Source organism: Butyrivibrio sp. LC3010, from assembly GCF_000424385.1.
GTDB lineage: Bacteria > Bacillota > Clostridia > Lachnospirales > Lachnospiraceae > Butyrivibrio.
Map to the genome: position 1 here is coordinate 1 of NZ_AUJU01000044.1, position 19,287 is coordinate 19,287.

Annotated in this window: 14 protein-coding genes, 2 pseudogenes and 1 riboswitch; of the genes and pseudogenes, 15 read left to right on the top strand and 1 reads right to left on the bottom strand. The window is 38.3% G+C overall.

What is annotated here, in order from left to right; genetic code table 11:
• The 15 genes and pseudogenes from G622_RS26355 to G622_RS0118585 form a co-directional block, all read left to right on the top strand.
• Window positions 1-219 (top strand): annotated as a pseudogene (locus G622_RS26355) (IS110 family transposase); the annotation flags it as partial.
• A 202-nt stretch (window positions 220-421) separates the two neighbouring features.
• Window positions 422-1,516 carry an RNA-splicing ligase RtcB gene (locus tag G622_RS0118520; protein WP_049945959.1) on the top strand — a complete coding sequence of 365 codons (1,095 nt, stop codon included), beginning with the start codon at window positions 422-424 and terminating at the stop codon, window positions 1,514-1,516.
• A complete protein-coding gene (locus G622_RS0118525; protein ID WP_026511917.1) occupies window positions 1,513-2,391 on the top strand; it encodes a hypothetical protein in 879 nt (292 codons plus the stop codon). The genes G622_RS0118520 and G622_RS0118525 overlap by 4 nt, the downstream gene beginning before the upstream one ends.
• Window positions 2,354-2,983 carry a peptide chain release factor H gene (prfH, locus tag G622_RS23675; RefSeq protein ID WP_044958086.1) on the top strand — a complete coding sequence of 210 codons (630 nt, stop codon included), beginning with the start codon at window positions 2,354-2,356 and terminating at the stop codon, window positions 2,981-2,983. The genes G622_RS0118525 and prfH overlap by 38 nt, the downstream gene beginning before the upstream one ends.
• Window positions 2,980-4,035 carry an AAA family ATPase gene (locus G622_RS0118535; RefSeq protein ID WP_026511918.1) on the top strand — a complete coding sequence of 352 codons (1,056 nt, stop codon included), beginning with the start codon at window positions 2,980-2,982 and terminating at the stop codon, window positions 4,033-4,035. The genes prfH and G622_RS0118535 overlap by 4 nt, the downstream gene beginning before the upstream one ends.
• A gap of 13 nt (window positions 4,036-4,048) precedes the next feature.
• Window positions 4,049-5,911, top strand: a complete 1,863-nt coding sequence (locus G622_RS0118540) for a vWA domain-containing protein (protein ID WP_026511919.1) — start codon at window positions 4,049-4,051, stop codon at window positions 5,909-5,911.
• A gap of 138 nt (window positions 5,912-6,049) precedes the next feature.
• Window positions 6,050-6,976 carry an ADP-ribosylglycohydrolase family protein gene (locus tag G622_RS23680; protein WP_081675402.1) on the top strand — a complete coding sequence of 309 codons (927 nt, stop codon included), beginning with the start codon at window positions 6,050-6,052 and terminating at the stop codon, window positions 6,974-6,976.
• Window positions 6,973-7,569 (top strand): hypothetical protein, encoded by a 597-nt coding sequence (locus tag G622_RS0118550; RefSeq protein WP_026511920.1) that lies wholly within the window; start codon window positions 6,973-6,975, stop codon window positions 7,567-7,569. Before G622_RS23680 ends, G622_RS0118550 begins: the two co-directional genes overlap by 4 nt.
• Window positions 7,544-8,830, top strand: a complete 1,287-nt coding sequence (locus G622_RS23685) for an RtcB family protein (protein WP_081675403.1) — start codon at window positions 7,544-7,546, stop codon at window positions 8,828-8,830. Before G622_RS0118550 ends, G622_RS23685 begins: the two co-directional genes overlap by 26 nt.
• Before the next feature lie 150 nt (window positions 8,831-8,980).
• Window positions 8,981-9,057, top strand: a riboswitch (cyclic di-GMP riboswitch).
• A 58-nt stretch (window positions 9,058-9,115) separates the two neighbouring features.
• Window positions 9,116-10,123 (top strand): helix-turn-helix transcriptional regulator, encoded by a 1,008-nt coding sequence (locus G622_RS23690; RefSeq protein WP_044958088.1) that lies wholly within the window; start codon window positions 9,116-9,118, stop codon window positions 10,121-10,123.
• Window positions 10,124-10,208: 85 nt separating this feature from the next.
• On the top strand, window positions 10,209-12,518 hold the full coding sequence (locus tag G622_RS0118565) for a dynamin family protein (RefSeq protein ID WP_026511921.1): 2,310 nt from the start codon (window positions 10,209-10,211) through the stop codon (window positions 12,516-12,518).
• Entirely contained in the window at window positions 12,509-14,845 is a 2,337-nt protein-coding gene (locus G622_RS0118570; RefSeq protein WP_026511922.1) for a dynamin family protein, read from the top strand. The genes G622_RS0118565 and G622_RS0118570 overlap by 10 nt, the downstream gene beginning before the upstream one ends.
• Before the next feature lie 12 nt (window positions 14,846-14,857).
• Entirely contained in the window at window positions 14,858-17,263 is a 2,406-nt protein-coding gene (locus G622_RS0118575) for a dynamin family protein (protein ID WP_026511923.1), read from the top strand.
• A complete protein-coding gene (locus tag G622_RS0118580) occupies window positions 17,260-18,324 on the top strand; it encodes a hypothetical protein (protein ID WP_026511924.1) in 1,065 nt (354 codons plus the stop codon). The genes G622_RS0118575 and G622_RS0118580 overlap by 4 nt, the downstream gene beginning before the upstream one ends.
• A complete protein-coding gene (locus tag G622_RS0118585) occupies window positions 18,318-18,986 on the top strand; it encodes a hypothetical protein (protein WP_026511925.1) in 669 nt (222 codons plus the stop codon). The genes G622_RS0118580 and G622_RS0118585 overlap by 7 nt, the downstream gene beginning before the upstream one ends.
• Window positions 18,987-19,088: 102 nt before the next feature.
• Here the strand turns inward: G622_RS0118585 and G622_RS26245 are convergent.
• A pseudogene (locus tag G622_RS26245) lies at window positions 19,089-19,287 on the bottom strand (ExeA family protein); the annotation flags it as partial.

Sequence of the window (19,287 nt, forward strand, 5' to 3'; positions counted from 1 at the left end):
AATCGAAGGATGACAAAGAGAGGATCATCAACTTTACGAAAAGTAGGATATGAAGTAATGAGGGTACTTAAGAGTCATCCTGCGCCCAAAGATGATGCTGTATATAATTATATAATCAAGAAAGAAATCGAGGGAAAGTGCAAAAAACACGCTAAAATAGCGGGATTAAATAAATTTCTACGTATATATTATGCAAGAGTAACCGCAGTCTACAAATAAGTAGCAACAGCTATAAAAAGGCTGGAATTATTCATCCAGCCTTTTTGTGATGCTTAAAAATGGTGAAATTGAAAACACTTAAAAATAAGCCGTTTTGCTATTGACATTTGTTAGCAGGTTTTTGTGCGCATTTTTGCTAAGGCACCGAAACGGAGGTTTTGTTTTGATACAAATAACAGGAAAATACTCAGATGCCAGGATCATGTGCATGGGTGGTATTGACGATGGTAATGTCGATCAGTATGCCATAGCTCAGGTACAGATGATAGCTGATACTGAGGCTGCAAAAGGCAGCAATATTCGCGTAATGCCGGATGTCCATCCGGGAAAGGTTGGTCCCATCGGTCTTACCATGACAGTTAAAGATGCAGTACTTCCCGCACTCATCGGCATTGATATCGGATGCGGAATGAGCATGGCTGCAGTCGGAAAGGTAAGAAAGGATTTCCAGAAGCTTGATACCGTGATCAGGGATAACATCCCTGCCTCCTTTAAGAGCAGAAGCACAGTACACAGGGATGCATTCGAATTTGATCCAGGTTGGCTTAGATGTGCAAAGCATATCAGACAGGATAAAGCAATGCTTAGCCTTGGAACTTTGGGTGGTGGAAATCACTTTATCGAGATCGATACAGACGCTGATGGAGAAGGATATCTTATCATTCACAGCGGAAGCCGTCATCTTGGCAAGGAAGTGGCTGAATACTACATGGAAAGCGGCCACAAATATCTTAAGAAACAGGGAATAGAAGTTCCTTATGAAATGACCTTCCTTACAGATGAGCTTTTGGCAGACTATCTTCACGATCTTAAGCTTGTTCAGGAATATGCAGCCCTGAACCGCCAGATCATGATAAAGGAAATCTGCAAGGGCATGAAGTGGAAGATCAAGGAGCAGCATAGCTGCATCCACAACTACATCGAAGAAACAGAAAACGGAACAATTTTAAGAAAAGGCGCTATCTCAGCAAAGGAAAACGAGGAGGTGATCATACCGATCAATATGAGAGATGGCGTAATCCTTGGAAAAGGAAAGGGAAATGAAGAGTGGAACTTTTCTGCACCCCACGGCGCAGGAAGACTTACTTCAAGGGAGCAGGCTATAAATTCGCATACAGTTTCTGAATTTAAAGCATCCATGAAGGGAATCTACTCAAGCTGCATCAGCAAGGACACACTTGATGAAGCACCCTTTGCTTACAGGGACATTGATTACATCAAAAAGGCTGTTGAGGATACAGTAGAGATTACAAAGATCCTTAAGCCTGTTTATAACTACAAAGGAGGCAATGCTTGATATTTAAGTTTGATAAGTATCATTGCCGTCTTGGAAGAGCTGAGCACACAATCCTTATACCAAGAGATATAGATGTGCTGCAGTGGAATACAATAGGTCTCGACTGGGGAAATGAGCTTATTGGCGACAGAAAAGCATTATATGCACTCATGTACAGCTGCGTAGTCCTTACCTTTGATGAGGAAAAGCTTATATATTTCCCCATAAGAGGAAATAAGGAGCTCAAGAAAGACTTCTGGGATTACAGACATGATGTCGTATTTACTACAAATAAGTCCGGACTCCATACCGCGGACTGGAAGGAATACAGAAACATGATCCGCAAAATGAAACCGGAATCATATGAGTTCGTGTATGACAGAAAGCGTATGGATTTCATTGCAGAGGATTATGCAGAGAACTATTACAAAGTTGCAGACAGCCGTAAAAGAAAGTGCATAGGATACGAGAAAGATCAGTTTGAGACATGGTTCGTTGCCATGGATAGATATGCGTATCTTGATGGATACAGGAATCTTCGGAAAATGGCAGACAGAAATCTCGAACTTGAATTCATAAAGTGCGGTGAATATCCGCCGTATGACATCTTTCTCACTTATGAAATCAATATCAGAAAGGGAATGAGTTATAACGAGGCATTCTGCTATGGCTACATGTTTTATGATCCATCACTTCACAGACAAAAGGAAGAATATGAAAAAGCCAATAAGCCAGCACCCTTCGTGCCTTTTCCTAAAAAGAAAAAGCTTGAAGTAAACGAGCATGATACTACAAAGAAAAAAAGAGAAATTAAAAACATTAACGAGACACTAAGAAATAAGAAGAGGAAAAAGAATAATGATACTACAGATAAGCTCAGGGATGGGACCTGTTGAATGCAGGGTTGCCGTGGGCGGAATATACAAAGCATTAGAAACTGAATTTATGGATTTAGAGATGATCACGGCCATGAAAGGAGAAGTACAAGGCGCGTTTTCATCCATCATCTTTTCATCTAAGCAGGATCTGTCAGAGCTTGAAGGTACAATGCAGTGGGTCTGTAAAAGTAAACACAGACCGGGACATAAGCGAAAGAACTGGTTTGTTGATGTGAGCATAATCCCCGATGCAGAAGAGGTCGATTCAGAACTGACCGCAGACAAAGTGAAGATAGAAAAGTTTCACAGCGGTGGCCCCGGCGGGCAGAATGTCAACAAGGTTGAGACCGGAGTCAGGGTAACACATCTGCCCACAGGGATAACCGTATCATCAACCAGGGAGCGTTCACAGTACGCAAACAAACAGGATGCTTTAAAGAAGCTTTCGGCAGTTCTTAAAGAGATGAATGTAACAAACAAGGATAAACAGAGAAACGACGCATGGAGCAAACATGCACAGATCGTGCGTGGAAATCCGGTGCGGATATATGAGGGTGAAAAATTTAAGCTTACCTATGTAAAGGAAAAAGAGGAGAACGAAGATTTATGAATTTACCGGTAACAGTAAATCAGGAAGAATTACTGGATATTCTTCTTAACATAGCACCTGCACGTCCAGTATTCATCTGGGGTGCACCTGGTATTGGAAAATCAGCTCTCGTAGAAGAGTTTGCCATGGAAGTTGGACTCGAGTGTGTATCACTTCTTGGAAGCCAGCTTGCTCCTGAGGATATCATCGGTATCCCGCAGATAAGAGGAGAGACATCTGAATTCCTTCCTCCCAAGATGATTGCGAGAAAAGAGCCCTATGTTCTTTTCCTTGATGAGCTTAATGCATGCTCACAGGAAGTACAGAAGGCATTTTACAGCCTTATCTATGAGAGAAGAATCGGAGAATACCACCTTCCCGAGGGCAGCATTGTCATCGGAGCAGGTAACAGAACCCAGGACGCTGCTATTGTTAAGACAATGTCCAGCGCACTGATAAACAGAATGTTTCATGTTCAGCTCAAGCCTGATGTAAAGAGCTGGCTTTCATGGGCATACGGAAATGGTATCCACAGCTGGGTAACTGATTACATCAGCCAGAGACCGGATCACCTTTTCTCAGAGCCGCCCAAGACAGAAGAGCCTTTCTCTACACCCAGATCATGGCATATGCTGAGCGATGCACTTAAGGAATTTGGAGATGGGGAAAAAGAAATCCCGATTGAGACAATCAGAATGCTTGCTTATGGCAGCATAACAGCCAGTCATGCTGGTATGTTTGTTGCATTCATAAAGCAGCTTGATAATAAGTACCTTCTTGAAGACATCATCAAGGGAGACGCAAGATGGCCTGAAAAGCCTGAGGACAGAGATGTACTATACTTCCTTGCACAGTCTTTCAGAGCAAGACTTCTTCATGATCTTCCTGAGAAGAAGGCTGAGATTGATAAGAAGAACCAGTACTTTGCGCACAGAGCAAAATCTCTTTTAAAAGAACTTGCACAGCTCAATTACGAGCTTGCTCAGATGGTTGTATCTGCTGATGACAGAAAGGTACTTCCTGAATGGTTCATGATCGAGATAGTAAGAGATCTTCCCAGACTCGTAGCATAGGAGAAGAAAAAGGATGGGAAAACAGCATAATGAAAGAGAAGATCCAAACCTTGTTCAGCTTAGAAAGGGAATAGACCTTGTATATGAAAATGAAGTTTTCAGCCATTTTGCAGCATATTACCTTGAAACGGCAGGAAAGGGTGAGATAGGGAAAAAGACACCTGCATGTTCAAAAGCAGATGGAACAATCCTTGTAAACAAGCAGATAAGCCTTGCACCAAAGCAGTGGGCTTTTGCTATAGCTCACTGCATTCTTCACAACTGCTTTGGACACTATGACCTTGATAAGGTACCGGGATATATGGTGGAGGATGCCTCAGGAAAGAAGATTAAGAAAGCCAGTTTTAATCCTAAGCTTTGGAATATTGCCTGCGATATCTACGTAGACAGATTCCTTCATGACATTAAGTTCGGAGAACCGCTTAATCAATCCCCGGTAGGCACTATCCCTTTCAGCATCATGGAGGATGAATACAAGATATACGACTATCTTGTAAGGGAACACTGGGATGAAAATAATAATGCCTACGGAGTTGGGGATATGGATTCTATGGATATGATTGGCCTCGATAAGCCAATTGAGTATGGTATCGATAGATGGGGCAAACAGGAAAAGAATGAGTTTGCCAGCGATTTTGCATATTATCTGGCGAGATCTGTATCAAACGTAATCGATTATGTTTCTGACCATGAGGAAGAGAACTCATTTGGAAGAAGCATAGCCAGCTGGTTTATAAATGCATTCCCGCTTCTTGGAGCTATTGCAGCATCATTCAAGGTTGTTGATGGCATTGAAGAGTGCAGAAAGTACGACATCAGCATAGCTGCTGTGGATGCCTATGAAGGAATCATCTATATCAACTCTTCCAAGAATATGTCAGAGGAAGAGTGGCGTTTTGTCATGGCACATGAGTTTCTTCATGCAGCACTCCTTCATCACAGAAGGTCTGCAGGCAGGGATCCATACCTTTGGAATATTGCAACAGACTATGTGATAAATGGTTGGCTTTTTGAGATGCAGATAGGCGTTATGCCTGAGGGTGTACTGTATGATCCTGCACTTAAGAATAAGTCTGCTGAAGAGATCTACGATATGATCTGCCTGGATATGAGGACTTACACGAAGATAAACACCTTCAGAGGCAATGGTCAGGGTGACATCATGGGCAGAAGAGCTCCAAGTATGTTTGATGGTTCAGGAAGAGGAGTATCCCTTGATGAGTTTTACAGAAATGCTCTTACTCAGGGATTTGAATATGAGACAGGCAGACGTGGCAGAGGTTTCATTCCGGCAGGACTTGTTGAGGAAATCAGAGCCCTTGCTGTACCGCCGATGCCCTGGGATGTAAAGCTTTCAGAATGGTTCAATGCACATATCAGACCACTTGAGAAGCACAGAAGTTATGCGCATCCAAGCAGAAGACAGAGCTGCACACCTGATATTCCAAGAGCAAGATACGTTGTCACAGAGAGTAAGGAAGCCTCAAGAACTTTTGGAGTCATCATAGATACTTCAGGTTCTATGGCACCTTCAGATATCGGTAAAGCACTTGGTGCGGCGGCAAGCTATTCTGCAGCAAGAGATGTACCTGCGGCAAGAGTAATATTCTGCGATGCGAATGCCTATGATGCAGGATATATGACTCCTGAGGATATTGCAGGCAGAGTAAAGGTTGTTGGAAGAGGTGGCACTAGACTTCAGTCAGCAGTCGATATGCTTCAAAACGCAAAGGATTTTCCAAAGGATGGTCCAATTCTCGTTATTACAGATGGAGAGATTGACCAGCATCTTGATATCAAGAGGGAACATGCATATATCATGCCTATTGGGTGCAGGCTTCCATTCAAGGCTAAGGGAGAAATCTTCTATATGTAAGACAGTGCAAGAACTGTAATGCCAGGTAGATACTGACGTTCAGCATGTTGCAGATTTAATGGTGGACATATTGTGTCCGCGATGTTTTGTATAATAAAAATATAAAGAACTGACAACGTGCATGAAGAGGAGAGAAGAATGTTAGGAGCTATTATCGGTGATGTATATGGAAGTATCTATGAATTTGATAATGAAAAAGACAAAAGTAAGATCAAACTGACCAGATTCAGCACCCCAACAGATGACAGCATAATGACAATAGCTATATCTAAGGCACTTCTCATATGCTACGACGAGCTGGTTAATAAAACTGAAGGCTACGAGCAGCACTTTTACGACAAATGTGAAGAAATAATGGCTGCATATGGTAATGCATATTTCCGGAAGGGTTACGGTGTTCGCTTTAGGAATTGGTTGGCTGACCCGAACAGAAAGCCTTACGGAAGCTATGGAAATGGTTCTGGTATGAGGGTATCAGCGGTTGGGTGGATGTTTGATTCCTTGGAAGATACCCTTAATATAGCAAGGATAACAGCTGAGCCTACTCATAATCACTCAGAGGGAATAAAAGGTGCTCAGGCAATAGCTGCAGGAATATGTCTTCTTAGGAGTGGTAAAACCAAGGAGGAAGTGAAGGCATATACCTCAGAAACATTTGACTATGACCTGGACAGAAAGCTGAATGACATCAAGAAGAACTATAGATTTGAGGTTTCGTGTCAAAAATCTGTTCCAGAAGCAATTATTGCCTTCCTGGAAGGCGAGTCATATGAGGAAGTCATTCTCAATGCCATTTCTTTAGGCGGAGATAGTGACACGATAGCATGCATGGCAGGTGCTCTAGCAGAAGTCATATATAAGATTCCGGATCATATGAGAATGGGTGTGATTGAAAATATAGCAAATCAGCATGAGCTAAAGCCAAGAGACTTTGAGTTCTACAATAAAGTGGTTGTCAAAAAGAAAAAACCTGATTTTCACGAGTCACCGGTTGAGTTTGAGTATAGTAAATTCGATCCTTTAGAGTACTTGAAGGAATTGGGATTAGGAAGGAATCTGGAATGAACGCAAGTGATGTTATAAATAGGATAACTGAATACTTTGACAAGGAAGAATTGAAATATGACTACAATGAAGAACTAATGCGTTTTGACTATGGTTTCTGTATAGATAACGAGATCGTTCAGAAGGCGGATTGCCTAATCCTTGTTGATTCAGACGGAGATGATTGCCAGATTGTGGGATATCCCAACGTAAAGGCTAAGCCAGAAACCAAGAAAGAATTGGAATCTCTTTTGTTTGGTATTAACTGCAATATGTTCCGTGGTATGTGGCAGTTATGCAAAGATGAAGTTCGCTACATAAGGAGTCTGGCATTGGAAGGAGATGCAGTTCTTACAGATGAGATGCTTGATATGGCTGTATTTAGCGTGCCAAATATCATAGCAAAATATGCAGATTCCATGATAGCAGTAGTGATGGGATATTCTACTGCAGATGATGAACTGAAAAAGTTGTACGAAGAAGAGGATACTGAAGACCAGAGTGAAGAGGCCGAGGAAAACTCCAATCAGACAGCGTACGACTTTGATGAACTTGAAAGCATTATATTATGGGTAAACGGTGATAAGGATGAAGGAGATAACAGGAAAGTATAATACCGCAAAGGTATTCACAGATAACTGCGAAGATGTTTGTGCTGAGCAGATAAGAGACTTACTGGATCAAGAGCCATTTCGTGATTCAAAGGTAAGGATCATGCCTGACTGTCACGCAGGAAAGAGCTGTGTTATTGGTTTCACAGCAGATTTGGGTGACAAGATCATTCCCAATGTGGTAGGAGTTGATATTGGCTGCGGAATGTTGACGGTAGAACTTGGCAAGGAAGCCATAGATTTTGATAGGCTTGATAAGGTAATAAGGCAATATGTCCCTTCTGGCAGAGAAGTTAATGAAGGCCGTCTTATGAGATTCCCAAAGCTTCAGGAGATGAAGTGCTATCGTGAGCTTCAGGACACTAAGAAGATGGAAAGAGCTATTGGCTCACTTGGCGGAGGAAATCATTTCATCGAGATCGACAGGGATGATGATGGCAACTATTACCTTGTAATCCATACCGGAAGCAGAATGCTGGGAACAAGAGTCTGCGAGATTTATCAGAAGATGGCCGTGGGCCTCCATACAGGCAAGGAAGCACTTTGGGATGAAGAGGACAGGATCAAGAGGGAATATAAGGCGGCTGGAAAAAGATCGGAGATTCAGGAAGTCATTAAGGAGCTTCATCGTAACTTCAGACAGACTGCTCCGGATCTTCCGCTGGATCTTTGTTTCCTACATGGCAAGTACAGCCAGGATTATTTATATGATATGAAGATTTGCCAGGAATTTGCTGATGAGAATAGGAATATGATTGCCAGAATGATCATTGATAACTATGGATTTAAGCCTCTTGGCGAGTTTACAACTGTTCATAACTATATTGATCATGACAGTAACATTGTAAGAAAGGGTGCTGTATCAGCGAAGAAGGATGAAAGGCTCATTATTCCAATCAACATGAGGGATGGATCTCTGATCTGCATAGGCAAGGGCAATGATGATTGGAACCAGTCCGCTCCCCACGGTGCTGGAAGAAGATTCTCAAGGACAGAGGCTTTCAACAGATTCACAGTAGAGGAGTTTGAGAAGGCAATGAGTGATGCAGGAATCTACACTACCTGTGTTAATCATTCAACGCTGGATGAGAGCCCATTTGCATATAAGGGCATGGGCGATATCGTAGATAACGTTGAACCTACTGCTGATATAGTTAAGGTCATAAAGCCTGTATATAACTTTAAGGCTAACAGTACTACAGTCAAGAAAACAATAAGGCAGATTGAAAAGGAAAATGAGAATGATAATTCTACCGACGAGTAATGTGCGTTAATGCGTTTGATATGGTTCTATATGTCTAGCAAATCAAATTATAAACACATTATTAAAAAAGAGTGTTTTTACTGTAAAGATGCGGCTTTGCAGACTAGCTGACATTGACACATTTTGTCCATCTCATTAATATTATTCTATAGGAATTCTTGGCAAAACAGCCGAAAGACTGTGACGCAAAACTATTATGGCCTTTAACATGGTAGCCAGTTGTTAAAGAATTTTGCACCGTCAGGAATGGCGGTGCTTTTTGTTTACTAAAAAGTGGAGGGCAAAATGGATAAAGAAGCTAAGAATTTGCGAACTCTAGACATATACGTCCGATTATGTGAGGGCAAAGTTCTGAATAAACATGAAGAAGCGCTCAAATTTGGTGTCGATGAACGATCTATTCAGCGAGACTTAAATGGCATTCGTGAATACCTTGCTGATCATGCGGGTGAATCTAAGGGCATGCGGGAAATTATTTATGATCGATCCAAAGAAGGGTTTGTCATGACTGGCTCTGATGGCGCTCTTATGACGAACGACGAAATACTTGCAGTAAGCAAAATTCTTCTAGAGAGCAGGGCTTTTACAAAGAAGGAAATCGGCGTCATCTTGGATAAGCTTATTTCTGGTTGCGTACCTCAGAAAAACCTAAAGCTTGTGTCTGATCTTGTTTCTAATGAAAAGTATCACTATGTGGAGTTACATCATAAATCTACTGTCAAAGATAAGTTATGGACGTTAGGCGAGGAAATCAAGCAGACCAATTTGCTTGAAATAACATATGCAAAGCAAATTGCTTCTAAAGAAATAGTAGCAAGGATTATTCAACCTTTAGCCATTATTTTTTCGGAGTATTATTTTTACCTGAATGCTTTTATTGTGGAGAAAGATGAAAAAGGGGAGTTCAAGAAAAAATACGATTATCCAGCAATTTTCCGCATCGATAGAATTATGAGTTATAAAGAAATTGGACAAAAATATTCGGTTATATATGCAAATCGATTTGAAGAAGGAGAGTTTAGAAAACGTGTTCAATTCATGTTCCCAGGAAAGCTTATGAACCTTCAGTTTAAATACACGGGAAGAAGTGTTGAAGCAATATTGGATAGATTGCCTACAGCTAGAGTTATTTCTGAAAACAAAGATTCAACACTGATAGAGGCAGAGGTATATGGCAAAGGCATAATTATGTGGTTGCTAAGTCAAGGTGCATCTATTGAAATTGTTCGTCCTAAAGAAATGCGAGAGGAATTAAAACAGATTCTAACTGAAATGCTTTCTAAATATGTATAAACAATTCAAGGTCTATTAAATGGGTCATCAATTTGTATCGCCTAGGACAATGTGCATACACGTTTTTGGGAAGGGATGTTTTTGTATGGCTAAGAAGAAAAAACTGGCCAAAAAGGCAGTATCAGAAAAGAGTATTACTTCTATAGTTAATGCGCTACAAGAAGTAAGAAATAGCGAATATGTAAAAAACATTGACTTATTCGAGAATGATTTTCAGAGAATAATTGATAGACTACAGGATGAGTCTTTTAGACTGGCAGTAGTTGGAGAATTTAGCTCAGGCAAATCAACATTTCTGAATGCATTAATAGGCAAGGATCTGTTGAAACATGGGGTGAAGGAGACTACAGCAACTATAACAGAGATCCATAATAAAAAGATAGAAAGAAGTGAAACCTATCTAGATGTTTATTATCTAAATGGAAAAGTGGAAAAGGAAATCTCCGCTGATAACATTACGGATTATACTGCTACAGGTAGTTCGAAACATGAAGTAGCCAATGAAATAGAAAAAGTCGTAATTAATTGCAAAATCCTTGATTCTGATGCAAAGGTTTGTTTTGTTGATACGCCTGGATTAAATGGTATAGCAGATAAACATAGAGAGAAAACAATCGAGGAGATAAAGAATGCACATGCTTGCATTTATATGATGCAGATAAGAGGGCTTGGGCAGACCGATATAGATTTTTTAAAGTACATTACAAATTATCAGCATAATATTATATTTGTACAGAATTTTATAGATGAATTAAAGGAGTTGGAAGGCGAAACACCTGAGCAAAAGGTTCAGCAGCAAAAGAAGATTATCGAAGAAACCATAATAAGCAAAAATCCCAATATTCACTATGAAATCATTCCAGTATCTGCAAGAAAAGCACTTATAGCAAAGTCTTTAGATTTTGATACCTATAATGGGGAGTCATTGACGGAGGATTTGCGAGATGCCCTTTATGATGAATCATGTTTTGATGATGTCTTTAACGTTATCAATAATCTTATGGATCATAATGAAAAGGAAAAAATTCAGCAAAAAGATGCTGTAGCTGTGGCAATTAACCTTTTAGAGAATCTGAAAGAAGTAGTGACATTTGACAATGACAAGGAGATTAGGAATTGGGAAACATCAATAGAAGGGCGAAACTCAGAAAACTATAAAAGAATAATAGAAGCATTAGAAGATAACAAGCAATTATATATAAAAAAGCTGAATGATTATTTAGAAGCAGAAACATCAGAAATCCGTAAAGCAAATAAAAAAGAATTAGATGAAGGAGTTCAGAGAATTGAAGAAAGTGTAAAACAAGTTTTTTCAGATATCAATGTGGTTAGTGAGTTTGAAAACTATGTAAAGAATCAGTTATCTGTGTATCTATATCAAAGTGTAACATCACTGGACGAGACTATAACAAAACATATGAATACTAAGCTTGAAAATATGGTTGCAAATGCTGTCCTAAGAATAAAACAGTATACTGGGACGGAAAATAATTCTGCTAAATATGAAAGCTTTGAAGCTACCATCATTGAATCAAATGTTAAAAGCTTTACAAAGGAAGAGGATGAAATATCTAAACTTCAACGCGAATTATCTGAAAAGAAGGCGCTTGACGAAAGAGCTGATAAAGAAATTCAAAAAAAACGAGCAGAGATATCTAAGATTGATTTAGACATCGAAAACCAAAAAACTCTTATAGCTCAAGAGAATAACCATAAGAGAGCAGAGATTAGTAAATTAGGAACAATGCCTGAAAAAGAAACCAAATATCGAAGTGAAACATCTTACGAATATCGTGGCGGTTTAGGCATTCTGGATGCTATTTTTGGTCCAAAAGAGAAGACAATATCTGTTCCATATTCTGATTATTCAAATCAACAGAGATGGAAAAAAAAGAAATCCGATATTGAGACAAAGTATAAAGAAAAAGAGAATCAGATTAATGCACAAAGTCGAATGCTCGAAACCCAAAAAAAGCAATATGATGATGAAATTAAGCACCTTGAAAGGACCGAGGCTGCAAGAAAACAAGACATAAAGAGTACTCAGAGTTTACTGAATACAAAAATTGATTATCTGAAAAACCAAAGGGAGAAAGTTAAGCTAGAATATTTGCGAGAAGCGAAAAAGAGCATGTTAGAGAGTATACATGAGTATCTTTATGAGTCTATTTTTGAAGTGATTTCTGAGAATACACTAAGCGCGCTTGAAGAAAATAATAGAAGAGCAAGTCAGGTGGTCCATTCTTTATTCGAGGTTTCATTTGAAACAAGGATTAAATTGTTGAATAAGAAATTGGAACAGCTGAATGGTACGAAAACTTATGGAGATACCGCAGACTTGTTAACACTGATAGCTAATTGTACTAATAAATTGGAGGGATTTTTATGTCTATAGTTACTTCTGAAGAAAGCAGAAAAGCCTTTGCAGAAAGAAAAACACAGGTATTAGAATTGCTCGCATCTACAAGAGAATTCTACAGTAAAGAGGAAAACACAGATACTGTAGCGGTGTTTGAAACCTTGTATAACGATTTGCTAAACGGGGAATTTAGTATTGTAGTTGTTGGAGAATTTAGTGCAGGAAAGTCTACTTTACTGAATGCGTTAATGCGTAATAGGATTTTACCTTCATTTACCAATGAAACAACTGCTACTGTAAATTTTCTGAGGCACTCTGATAAATCCGCAAATGGTGAAGCTGGCCGAGTTTTTTACGTTAATGGAGAAGAAGAGCCTATACAGGATGCAACAATAAATACTATAGAAAAGTTTGTCAGTACAAGAGGCGAAGATGTAGCAAAGAGGATAGATCATTTGGATCTGTATTTAGATTCCGATTTCCTTAAGGATGGGGTAACACTGGTTGATAGCCCAGGACTTAATGGTGTTGCTGATGGCCATCGCGAAATAACGGAGACTCAGATATTAAAGTCACATGCAAGTATTTTTATATTTAATAGTGATCATCCCGGAAGTAAAACAGATTTTGAATTCCTTCATGATTTACAACGTAGGGTTAAAACTATCATTTTTGTTTTAAATAAGATTGATGAAATAAAGGCAGACGAAGGGGAAACTCCAGAATCAGTTATAGAGACATTAAAGAAAACCTATAAGGACAAATTCCCTGAGGAAAGCACTGTCCCTGAAATATGGCCAGTTGCGGCATTCCCCGCCTTGGTTGCTAGGAATCAGGAACCACTGGAATATCACGATAAGACTAATCGAACTCAAGAAGAGAAGAATAAATTAGAGAAGGATTCGAGACTACTTGAGTTTGAAAATAGGCTTATGTCTTTTTTGACTTGCGGCGAAAAAACTAAAAATCAATTATTGGCTCCGGTCGAGCGTGTTTTGTCATTGACTAAAGAAACCAGAGATGAATATCAAGAGGAGATCGAATTATTAGAAAATGCTACTGATACCTCTGAAATTGATAATCAAATTGCTGGAATAAAGGATGCAATTAATGGTATACAAGCACAAATTACTAGTAGCAGGCAAGAAGTTGCAAGTAATATAAATGAAGCATTGCGTGATGTAAGAGAAGAGTTGAGCGCTCAGATGTCAAGACTTCAGAGTAATCGAATAAATGAGATTGATTCTTTTGAGGATCGTGATGAACTAATTGGATATCTTACATCTTTTGAAACCACTTTTAAACAGAGGGTTCGTAGTATTGCACTTACACAGGAAGAAAACCTAAGAGACAGAATTATGTCTGTTGTGAAAATACACTATAATAACCAGGCTAATCTTATTGAACATTCATTATATGCTAATGAAGAAGAAATCAACTTAACAGTGTCAAATCATTTAGACACAAGTGAAAGAGTGTTTGAAGTTGGACTTAAGGAAATGGACGATAAGATCAAGGACATGGAATGCCAGTTGCATAAATTGCAGATGGAGGCAGATGAAGCTGAGAAGGATTATTACAATCAAAGATCACTTGAAAGAAAACGTGATGAACTAAAGAATGACATAAGAAGTCTTCAGGAGAGAAAGGACATTGTAGAAGCGCAAATGTTGCCGCCAATCGAGAGGTATCCTGTAGATGTTCCCGATAAAGAATATCGGGGAGGGATTTTAGGTGCAATAGGATATCTTCTTTTTGGAGGAAAGAATGTTATTCGCCACGAAATGAGAGAGGATTCTACCGCATTCGACGAAGCAAAAAGGAAACAAGATGAAACAAGCGAACATCTAAGCGGAGAAATACATAAAAAAGCGGCTGAATTAAAAAGCATGGGTGAAATTGATGCTTCTTTAGCTGAAATGCAACAGATTCGAAAGCTGGCAGACGTTGATGCAATGAGAGAACGTCTAGAAGCAACATTGAAGGAAAATGCAGAAAAAATTGATGCTAAGTACAAAAAAGAAATAAAAATGATCAAGAGGGACCTTACAGATTACTGTGATGAAATAACAGATGAATTAAACTTACAAGTAAAAAAGACATTACGCGCCTCTGAACAGTCATATGTTGAAATTGTTATGGATGCTATAGAAGGTGCTCTCAAGCAAAGCTTGGCAGATAAGCAGGCGCGTTTAGAAATGCTCGAAAAAGAACTACAGGATTCGGAAGAAAATAGGAATGAAAGAGTAAAAATACTTAGTGAGAAGTTTAATGAGATTAACGAACTAATCGGAAAAGCAGCTGATATGCAAGTGGAAATTGAAAGTATTCCGGTTGATTCTATTCAACAACAGACAATCTAAGGAGGCGCTCTAATGGGAATACAAGATGTTATTGAAGCAGCAGAATGGCTGGGGGAAACGGGGGATACGGTTAAGTTAACTCGCTTAAAAGAGCTATTAGACAATCAAAAATTTTATGTTACGGTATGGGGACATTATTCTGCGGGAAAATCTGCGCTAATCAACAATATTGTAAGTAAAGATATTCTTCCAGTTCAGACTAGGGAAACTACAGCTGCACTAACTTATATTCAATATGGGACAAAAGAAGAATGCGTAATCGTGTATGAAAATGGCACTAGTGCTATTTATGATTTGAGTGTTTTAAAAGATATTTTTCAAAACACAACCAAATTTGAAGAGGTTGGAGACATTGATCACCTTGAAGTCTACTTGAATAATGATCTGCTTAGTACAGGTCTGGTTTTAGTGGATACTCCAGGCGTTAATACTGTGATTCAAAAACATCAAGACCTTGCAGTTGATGCAATTGAGCAGTCTGGAAGAATTATTTATGTTCTTGGGAATTCACCATCTAACGTGGACAGACAGTTCATAAAGCAGATTTCTGATTGTGGTGTGCAAATCAGTTTTGTCAGAACAAAGTGTGATAAATTTCAAACGGCTGAAGAAAATCCTGCGGAATCATTAGAAAATGAAAAAAAGACAATTGAGGAATTTATAGGAGATAAGATAGATTTTATTCCTGTTTCTAACGAAGCTGGTAATAGCTGGAGCAAGAATGTTTCTGATGTAAAAGCAATGATAAGAAATATGGCCGATTCGATTTCGGATGAGATGTCGAGGAATATAGACAGTCGTTTAAGCGTTTTTATAAAAAAATACACACAAAAACTAGCTGAAGAGAATAAGCGATTGGAAGATGTTAAAAGCGGCAATGTAGAAAAAATGGATGCAGAAATCTTAAATTGTGAAAAAGATTTGAAGGTTATTGAATCCATCTTAAATGATATTGAAAAAAAAATTGAGCAACGTGTTAGTAATGCAAAGAAACAATCCCAAAAGGAGATGGATAATCTGATTACAACTAGGATTGAAGATTTTGCAGATGCTATTTCTCAGATTGAGCCGAGCACAGTTGCTTCTACAGAAGTTAAAGCTATCTACGAAGCACATATTTCTGAAAGTGTTGGAAGAATGCAAAGATTATTGAATGGGTATTTTGAAGAGATTATTCAGGAAGAAGCTGACAATATAATTAGTAATATTTCAGATAAAACAATCAACTTACCCGTTCCAACATATGCCGAGGTACAACAAGAAAATTCTAGAATTTTGGAAATGTATAATTCAAGATTATTAGAATTGAAACAAGCTATAGAAAAAACAAAAGAAGAACAGGTGCTCAATGAAGATGCGTTAAACGTGGCAAGAACAGGATTTGATGAAAACGATTATGATGAGGCACTTGCTCTATTGGAACAAAAATTAACGGAAATCCCTTCTGGTATGGCACTAAGATTAGCAGATAAACAAGATGTACAACCATCCTCTATTTTTAAAGCATTTGGAAATGTCGTAGATATAGCTTTGCTTTTAGTCCCAGGAGATGTTGTAGTAAAAGGAGTTAAAGGAGTCGCTAATACTACGAAAATAGCACAAGCTCTTCATAAAATGGGGAAAGCTGGTGAAGTAATCGTAAAAGCTGGAAATGCTGTTGGAAAAAATGCAAATGCAATAGATAAGGTTAGGGATATTGCATATGCGCTTAACCAAGTATTGGGAAAGAGAAAGTATTCAACTCAAGCGGAGAAGGCTGCAGCTAAAAAACTAGTTGATAAAGCAGCACATAAAGGACAAGAAGCATTTGAGAGTTTTAAAGAGAGTAAAAAAACTGGAAATGTTTTGGATGCTCTATCGGTTGCATATTGGACAGAGAAACTTGGTAAAAAATTTGACTCAGAGCCCAAAATGGAAGTAGATCGCGAGGAGGAAGAACGTAGAAATCAGATGAGAAAGCAGATTTCATCTCAGCAACAACAATTAATGGACGAAAGAATCAATAGAAAAAAAGAACTCGGGTTGTTGCAAGATAAAGCATCTGAATTAAAACTTCGAGAACAGGAAGACAAAATAAAAATACAAAGAATTGAGGAGGAAATAAAAAAACAGGAACAGAACATTGTTCAACGGGCACGAATTTCTGCATTGAATAAATATAAACGTGAATATAAAGATTTTTATGGTGGATGCATTACGGATATAGCCAGTGACATGATGACTCAATATTTCATGGTGGCTAGCCAAAATATTACGATGTATATCGCAAGTCAGAGCAGAGATGCTATGGATGCTATGAAAACTAAAAAGACTCAACTTGAAGAGGTTATCTCATTGAAAGATAAAAATGCTGATGAAATAACTGCTAAGATAGAAAAATGTCAGGAAATTAAGAACAAACTGGAGTCGGTTTCATGATGAGAATAGTCATGTTAGGAGATAAATCTAGATATCACTTTTTCCGGAGTATAGTAGATTTAGACATGTCAAATAATCAAGAAAGTATTTTTACTGAACGCCTAGGAGAACGAGAAGTTTTTATGACTTCAGATTACGGTAAAACAAAAGACGGTTTTTTCTATTCGCCAAGAATACCATTAAATACTGAATTGTTTTTTCCGCCGGAGCTATCATCCATTATAGATTTGATAAAAGATGATGATAAAGTTATTTGGTTTGATGAATTTCCATATACTACGGATGGAGATATTGAAAGATTAAAAGAAATAATTAGTGCTGGGAAAAGCAATCAGATTGTTATTGTTCTATTCTCCAATGCCAGAGCGCGTTTGGTCACAGATATTTCAACTGATGATATGGCGCTTGAAGATGCTATATCACGATATTCTCAATTTAATTTATCTATCTACAAATATACTCTTAACGAGTTGCCTTATTTCTTATTATGGCAAAACGATAGTGATGGTTCCGGTTTAGAGAGAACTTTTCCATCTATGGTAAAAACAGTTACGTGGAATTTGGAAGTCTTTGATAGCAGTTATGAATATATGATGGATTTCCCAGGTGAAAGCGGAAATAGCATTGCATCTTTTATTGAGTTTGATATCTTGGCAAGATTTTGTGATTATGATCAGAAACTAAATAAAAATAGCATTTGGAAGATCTATCACGAAAAAGCTTACAATTATTACTGGAAGAACAATTACGAGGTACTACATTTTTGTAAATTTATTTATAAAGATGCAATTGAGCCTGTTTGTGTGTGGGATTTTGAGCAAGATTTCGAGTGTTTATATTTCAGCATCACAGAGAGTTTTAAACAGATAATAGCAGACATGAAGTCCTTAAAGTTCAAAGGGGAAAAAGCTGATTACGATGAGTTTCTTAAAAACAATCAGGAGAGAATAGTAAACTACAAAACAAGAATACAGCATTTTTTTAGAGAAGAAATGAGAGAAATTATTAAAGCAAGGATTCGAAGAAATCTATGTAAATTGGAGGGACTTTTTTCATGTTAATAGTATTTTTTGCTGGACTTATTATTATGGCTTCAGGTAGTACTCTAGGTAATCTTTGCAACATCGAATATCTTAGCATAGTATGCAATATTATTGGTGGGATTATGATGGGCAGTGGCGCATGCTATGCTGTTAAATATGTGGAAAATAAGAGAAACGAGTTAGAGTCGCGATTGGAAAAGATGCCAGGGAAGGAAGAACATGAGAACAATATTAGGATTCTCTCATCTATAGAATCACTACTGAAGGGGCATGGAGAAACATTAGCCATAATTGAACAGGACCAAAAGAAAATCATTAGTATTGTCGAGGATCGTAGTGAAATAAAGAATATTAAAAAAATAATAGAAGATGAAAATTCAATAATCAACGATGCACTTGAAAGATTGAAGAAGGATAACATAGATTCATTAACAAGAATTGGGGACTCATTATCAGATTTGATAAATAAATCTGTTGGTTTTTCAGATAAACTTACACAGCTTTCTGAGTTGATCCAAAAAGAAAATACAGACATCGTAGAATCATTACAATCAATTGATCAAAGAGCTATCGGGATTAGTGTTCTTCCTCAAGAAATAAGTGAATCTATAGATACGCTTATAGTGTTGTCCGGCACATTAAATGAGTCCTCAATCTTCACTTTAAATGAGGCTGCATAGTGTGTCAGACAAAGGGTACAGTTAGATTGTTTGACACCTGATTTTCAGATTATATAAATGAAATCATCCCTCACGCACTTTAAATGAGTGAGGGATGTAATCCTAACCAAGTTCGCAGTCATTGACTGCCTGCATGACGATGTCGGTTGTAATGAGATCAGCTTTGGCGCTGTCACCTATAAGGAGACTGGCGTTACAGTACTTGTTTATGAGACGCGGAGTTCCATCAGCTGCGTTGAGTATTGCTTCTATTGCTGCATCATCAAAGATGGTCTGATTACAGCCAGCACCTTTGAGCTTT

What these genes read in the sequence shown, in the direction of transcription:
- G622_RS0118520 (WP_049945959.1), top strand. Translation starts at nt 422, where the DNA reads ATGTGCATGGGTGGTATTGACGATGGTAATGTCGATCAGTATGCCATA.
- prfH (WP_044958086.1), top strand. Translation starts at nt 2,354, where the DNA reads ATGATACTACAGATAAGCTCAGGGATGGGACCTGTTGAATGCAGGGTT.
- G622_RS0118535 (WP_026511918.1), top strand. Translation starts at nt 2,980, where the DNA reads ATGAATTTACCGGTAACAGTAAATCAGGAAGAATTACTGGATATTCTT.
- G622_RS0118540 (WP_026511919.1), top strand. Translation starts at nt 4,049, where the DNA reads ATGGGAAAACAGCATAATGAAAGAGAAGATCCAAACCTTGTTCAGCTT.
- G622_RS23680 (WP_081675402.1), top strand. Translation starts at nt 6,050, where the DNA reads ATGTTAGGAGCTATTATCGGTGATGTATATGGAAGTATCTATGAATTT.
- G622_RS0118550 (WP_026511920.1), top strand. Translation starts at nt 6,973, where the DNA reads ATGAACGCAAGTGATGTTATAAATAGGATAACTGAATACTTTGACAAG.
- G622_RS23685 (WP_081675403.1), top strand. Translation starts at nt 7,544, where the DNA reads ATGAAGGAGATAACAGGAAAGTATAATACCGCAAAGGTATTCACAGAT.
- G622_RS23690 (WP_044958088.1), top strand. Translation starts at nt 9,116, where the DNA reads ATGGATAAAGAAGCTAAGAATTTGCGAACTCTAGACATATACGTCCGA.
- G622_RS0118565 (WP_026511921.1), top strand. Translation starts at nt 10,209, where the DNA reads ATGGCTAAGAAGAAAAAACTGGCCAAAAAGGCAGTATCAGAAAAGAGT.
- G622_RS0118570 (WP_026511922.1), top strand. Translation starts at nt 12,509, where the DNA reads ATGTCTATAGTTACTTCTGAAGAAAGCAGAAAAGCCTTTGCAGAAAGA.
- G622_RS0118575 (WP_026511923.1), top strand. Translation starts at nt 14,858, where the DNA reads ATGGGAATACAAGATGTTATTGAAGCAGCAGAATGGCTGGGGGAAACG.
- G622_RS0118580 (WP_026511924.1), top strand. Translation starts at nt 17,260, where the DNA reads ATGATGAGAATAGTCATGTTAGGAGATAAATCTAGATATCACTTTTTC.
- G622_RS0118585 (WP_026511925.1), top strand. Translation starts at nt 18,318, where the DNA reads ATGTTAATAGTATTTTTTGCTGGACTTATTATTATGGCTTCAGGTAGT.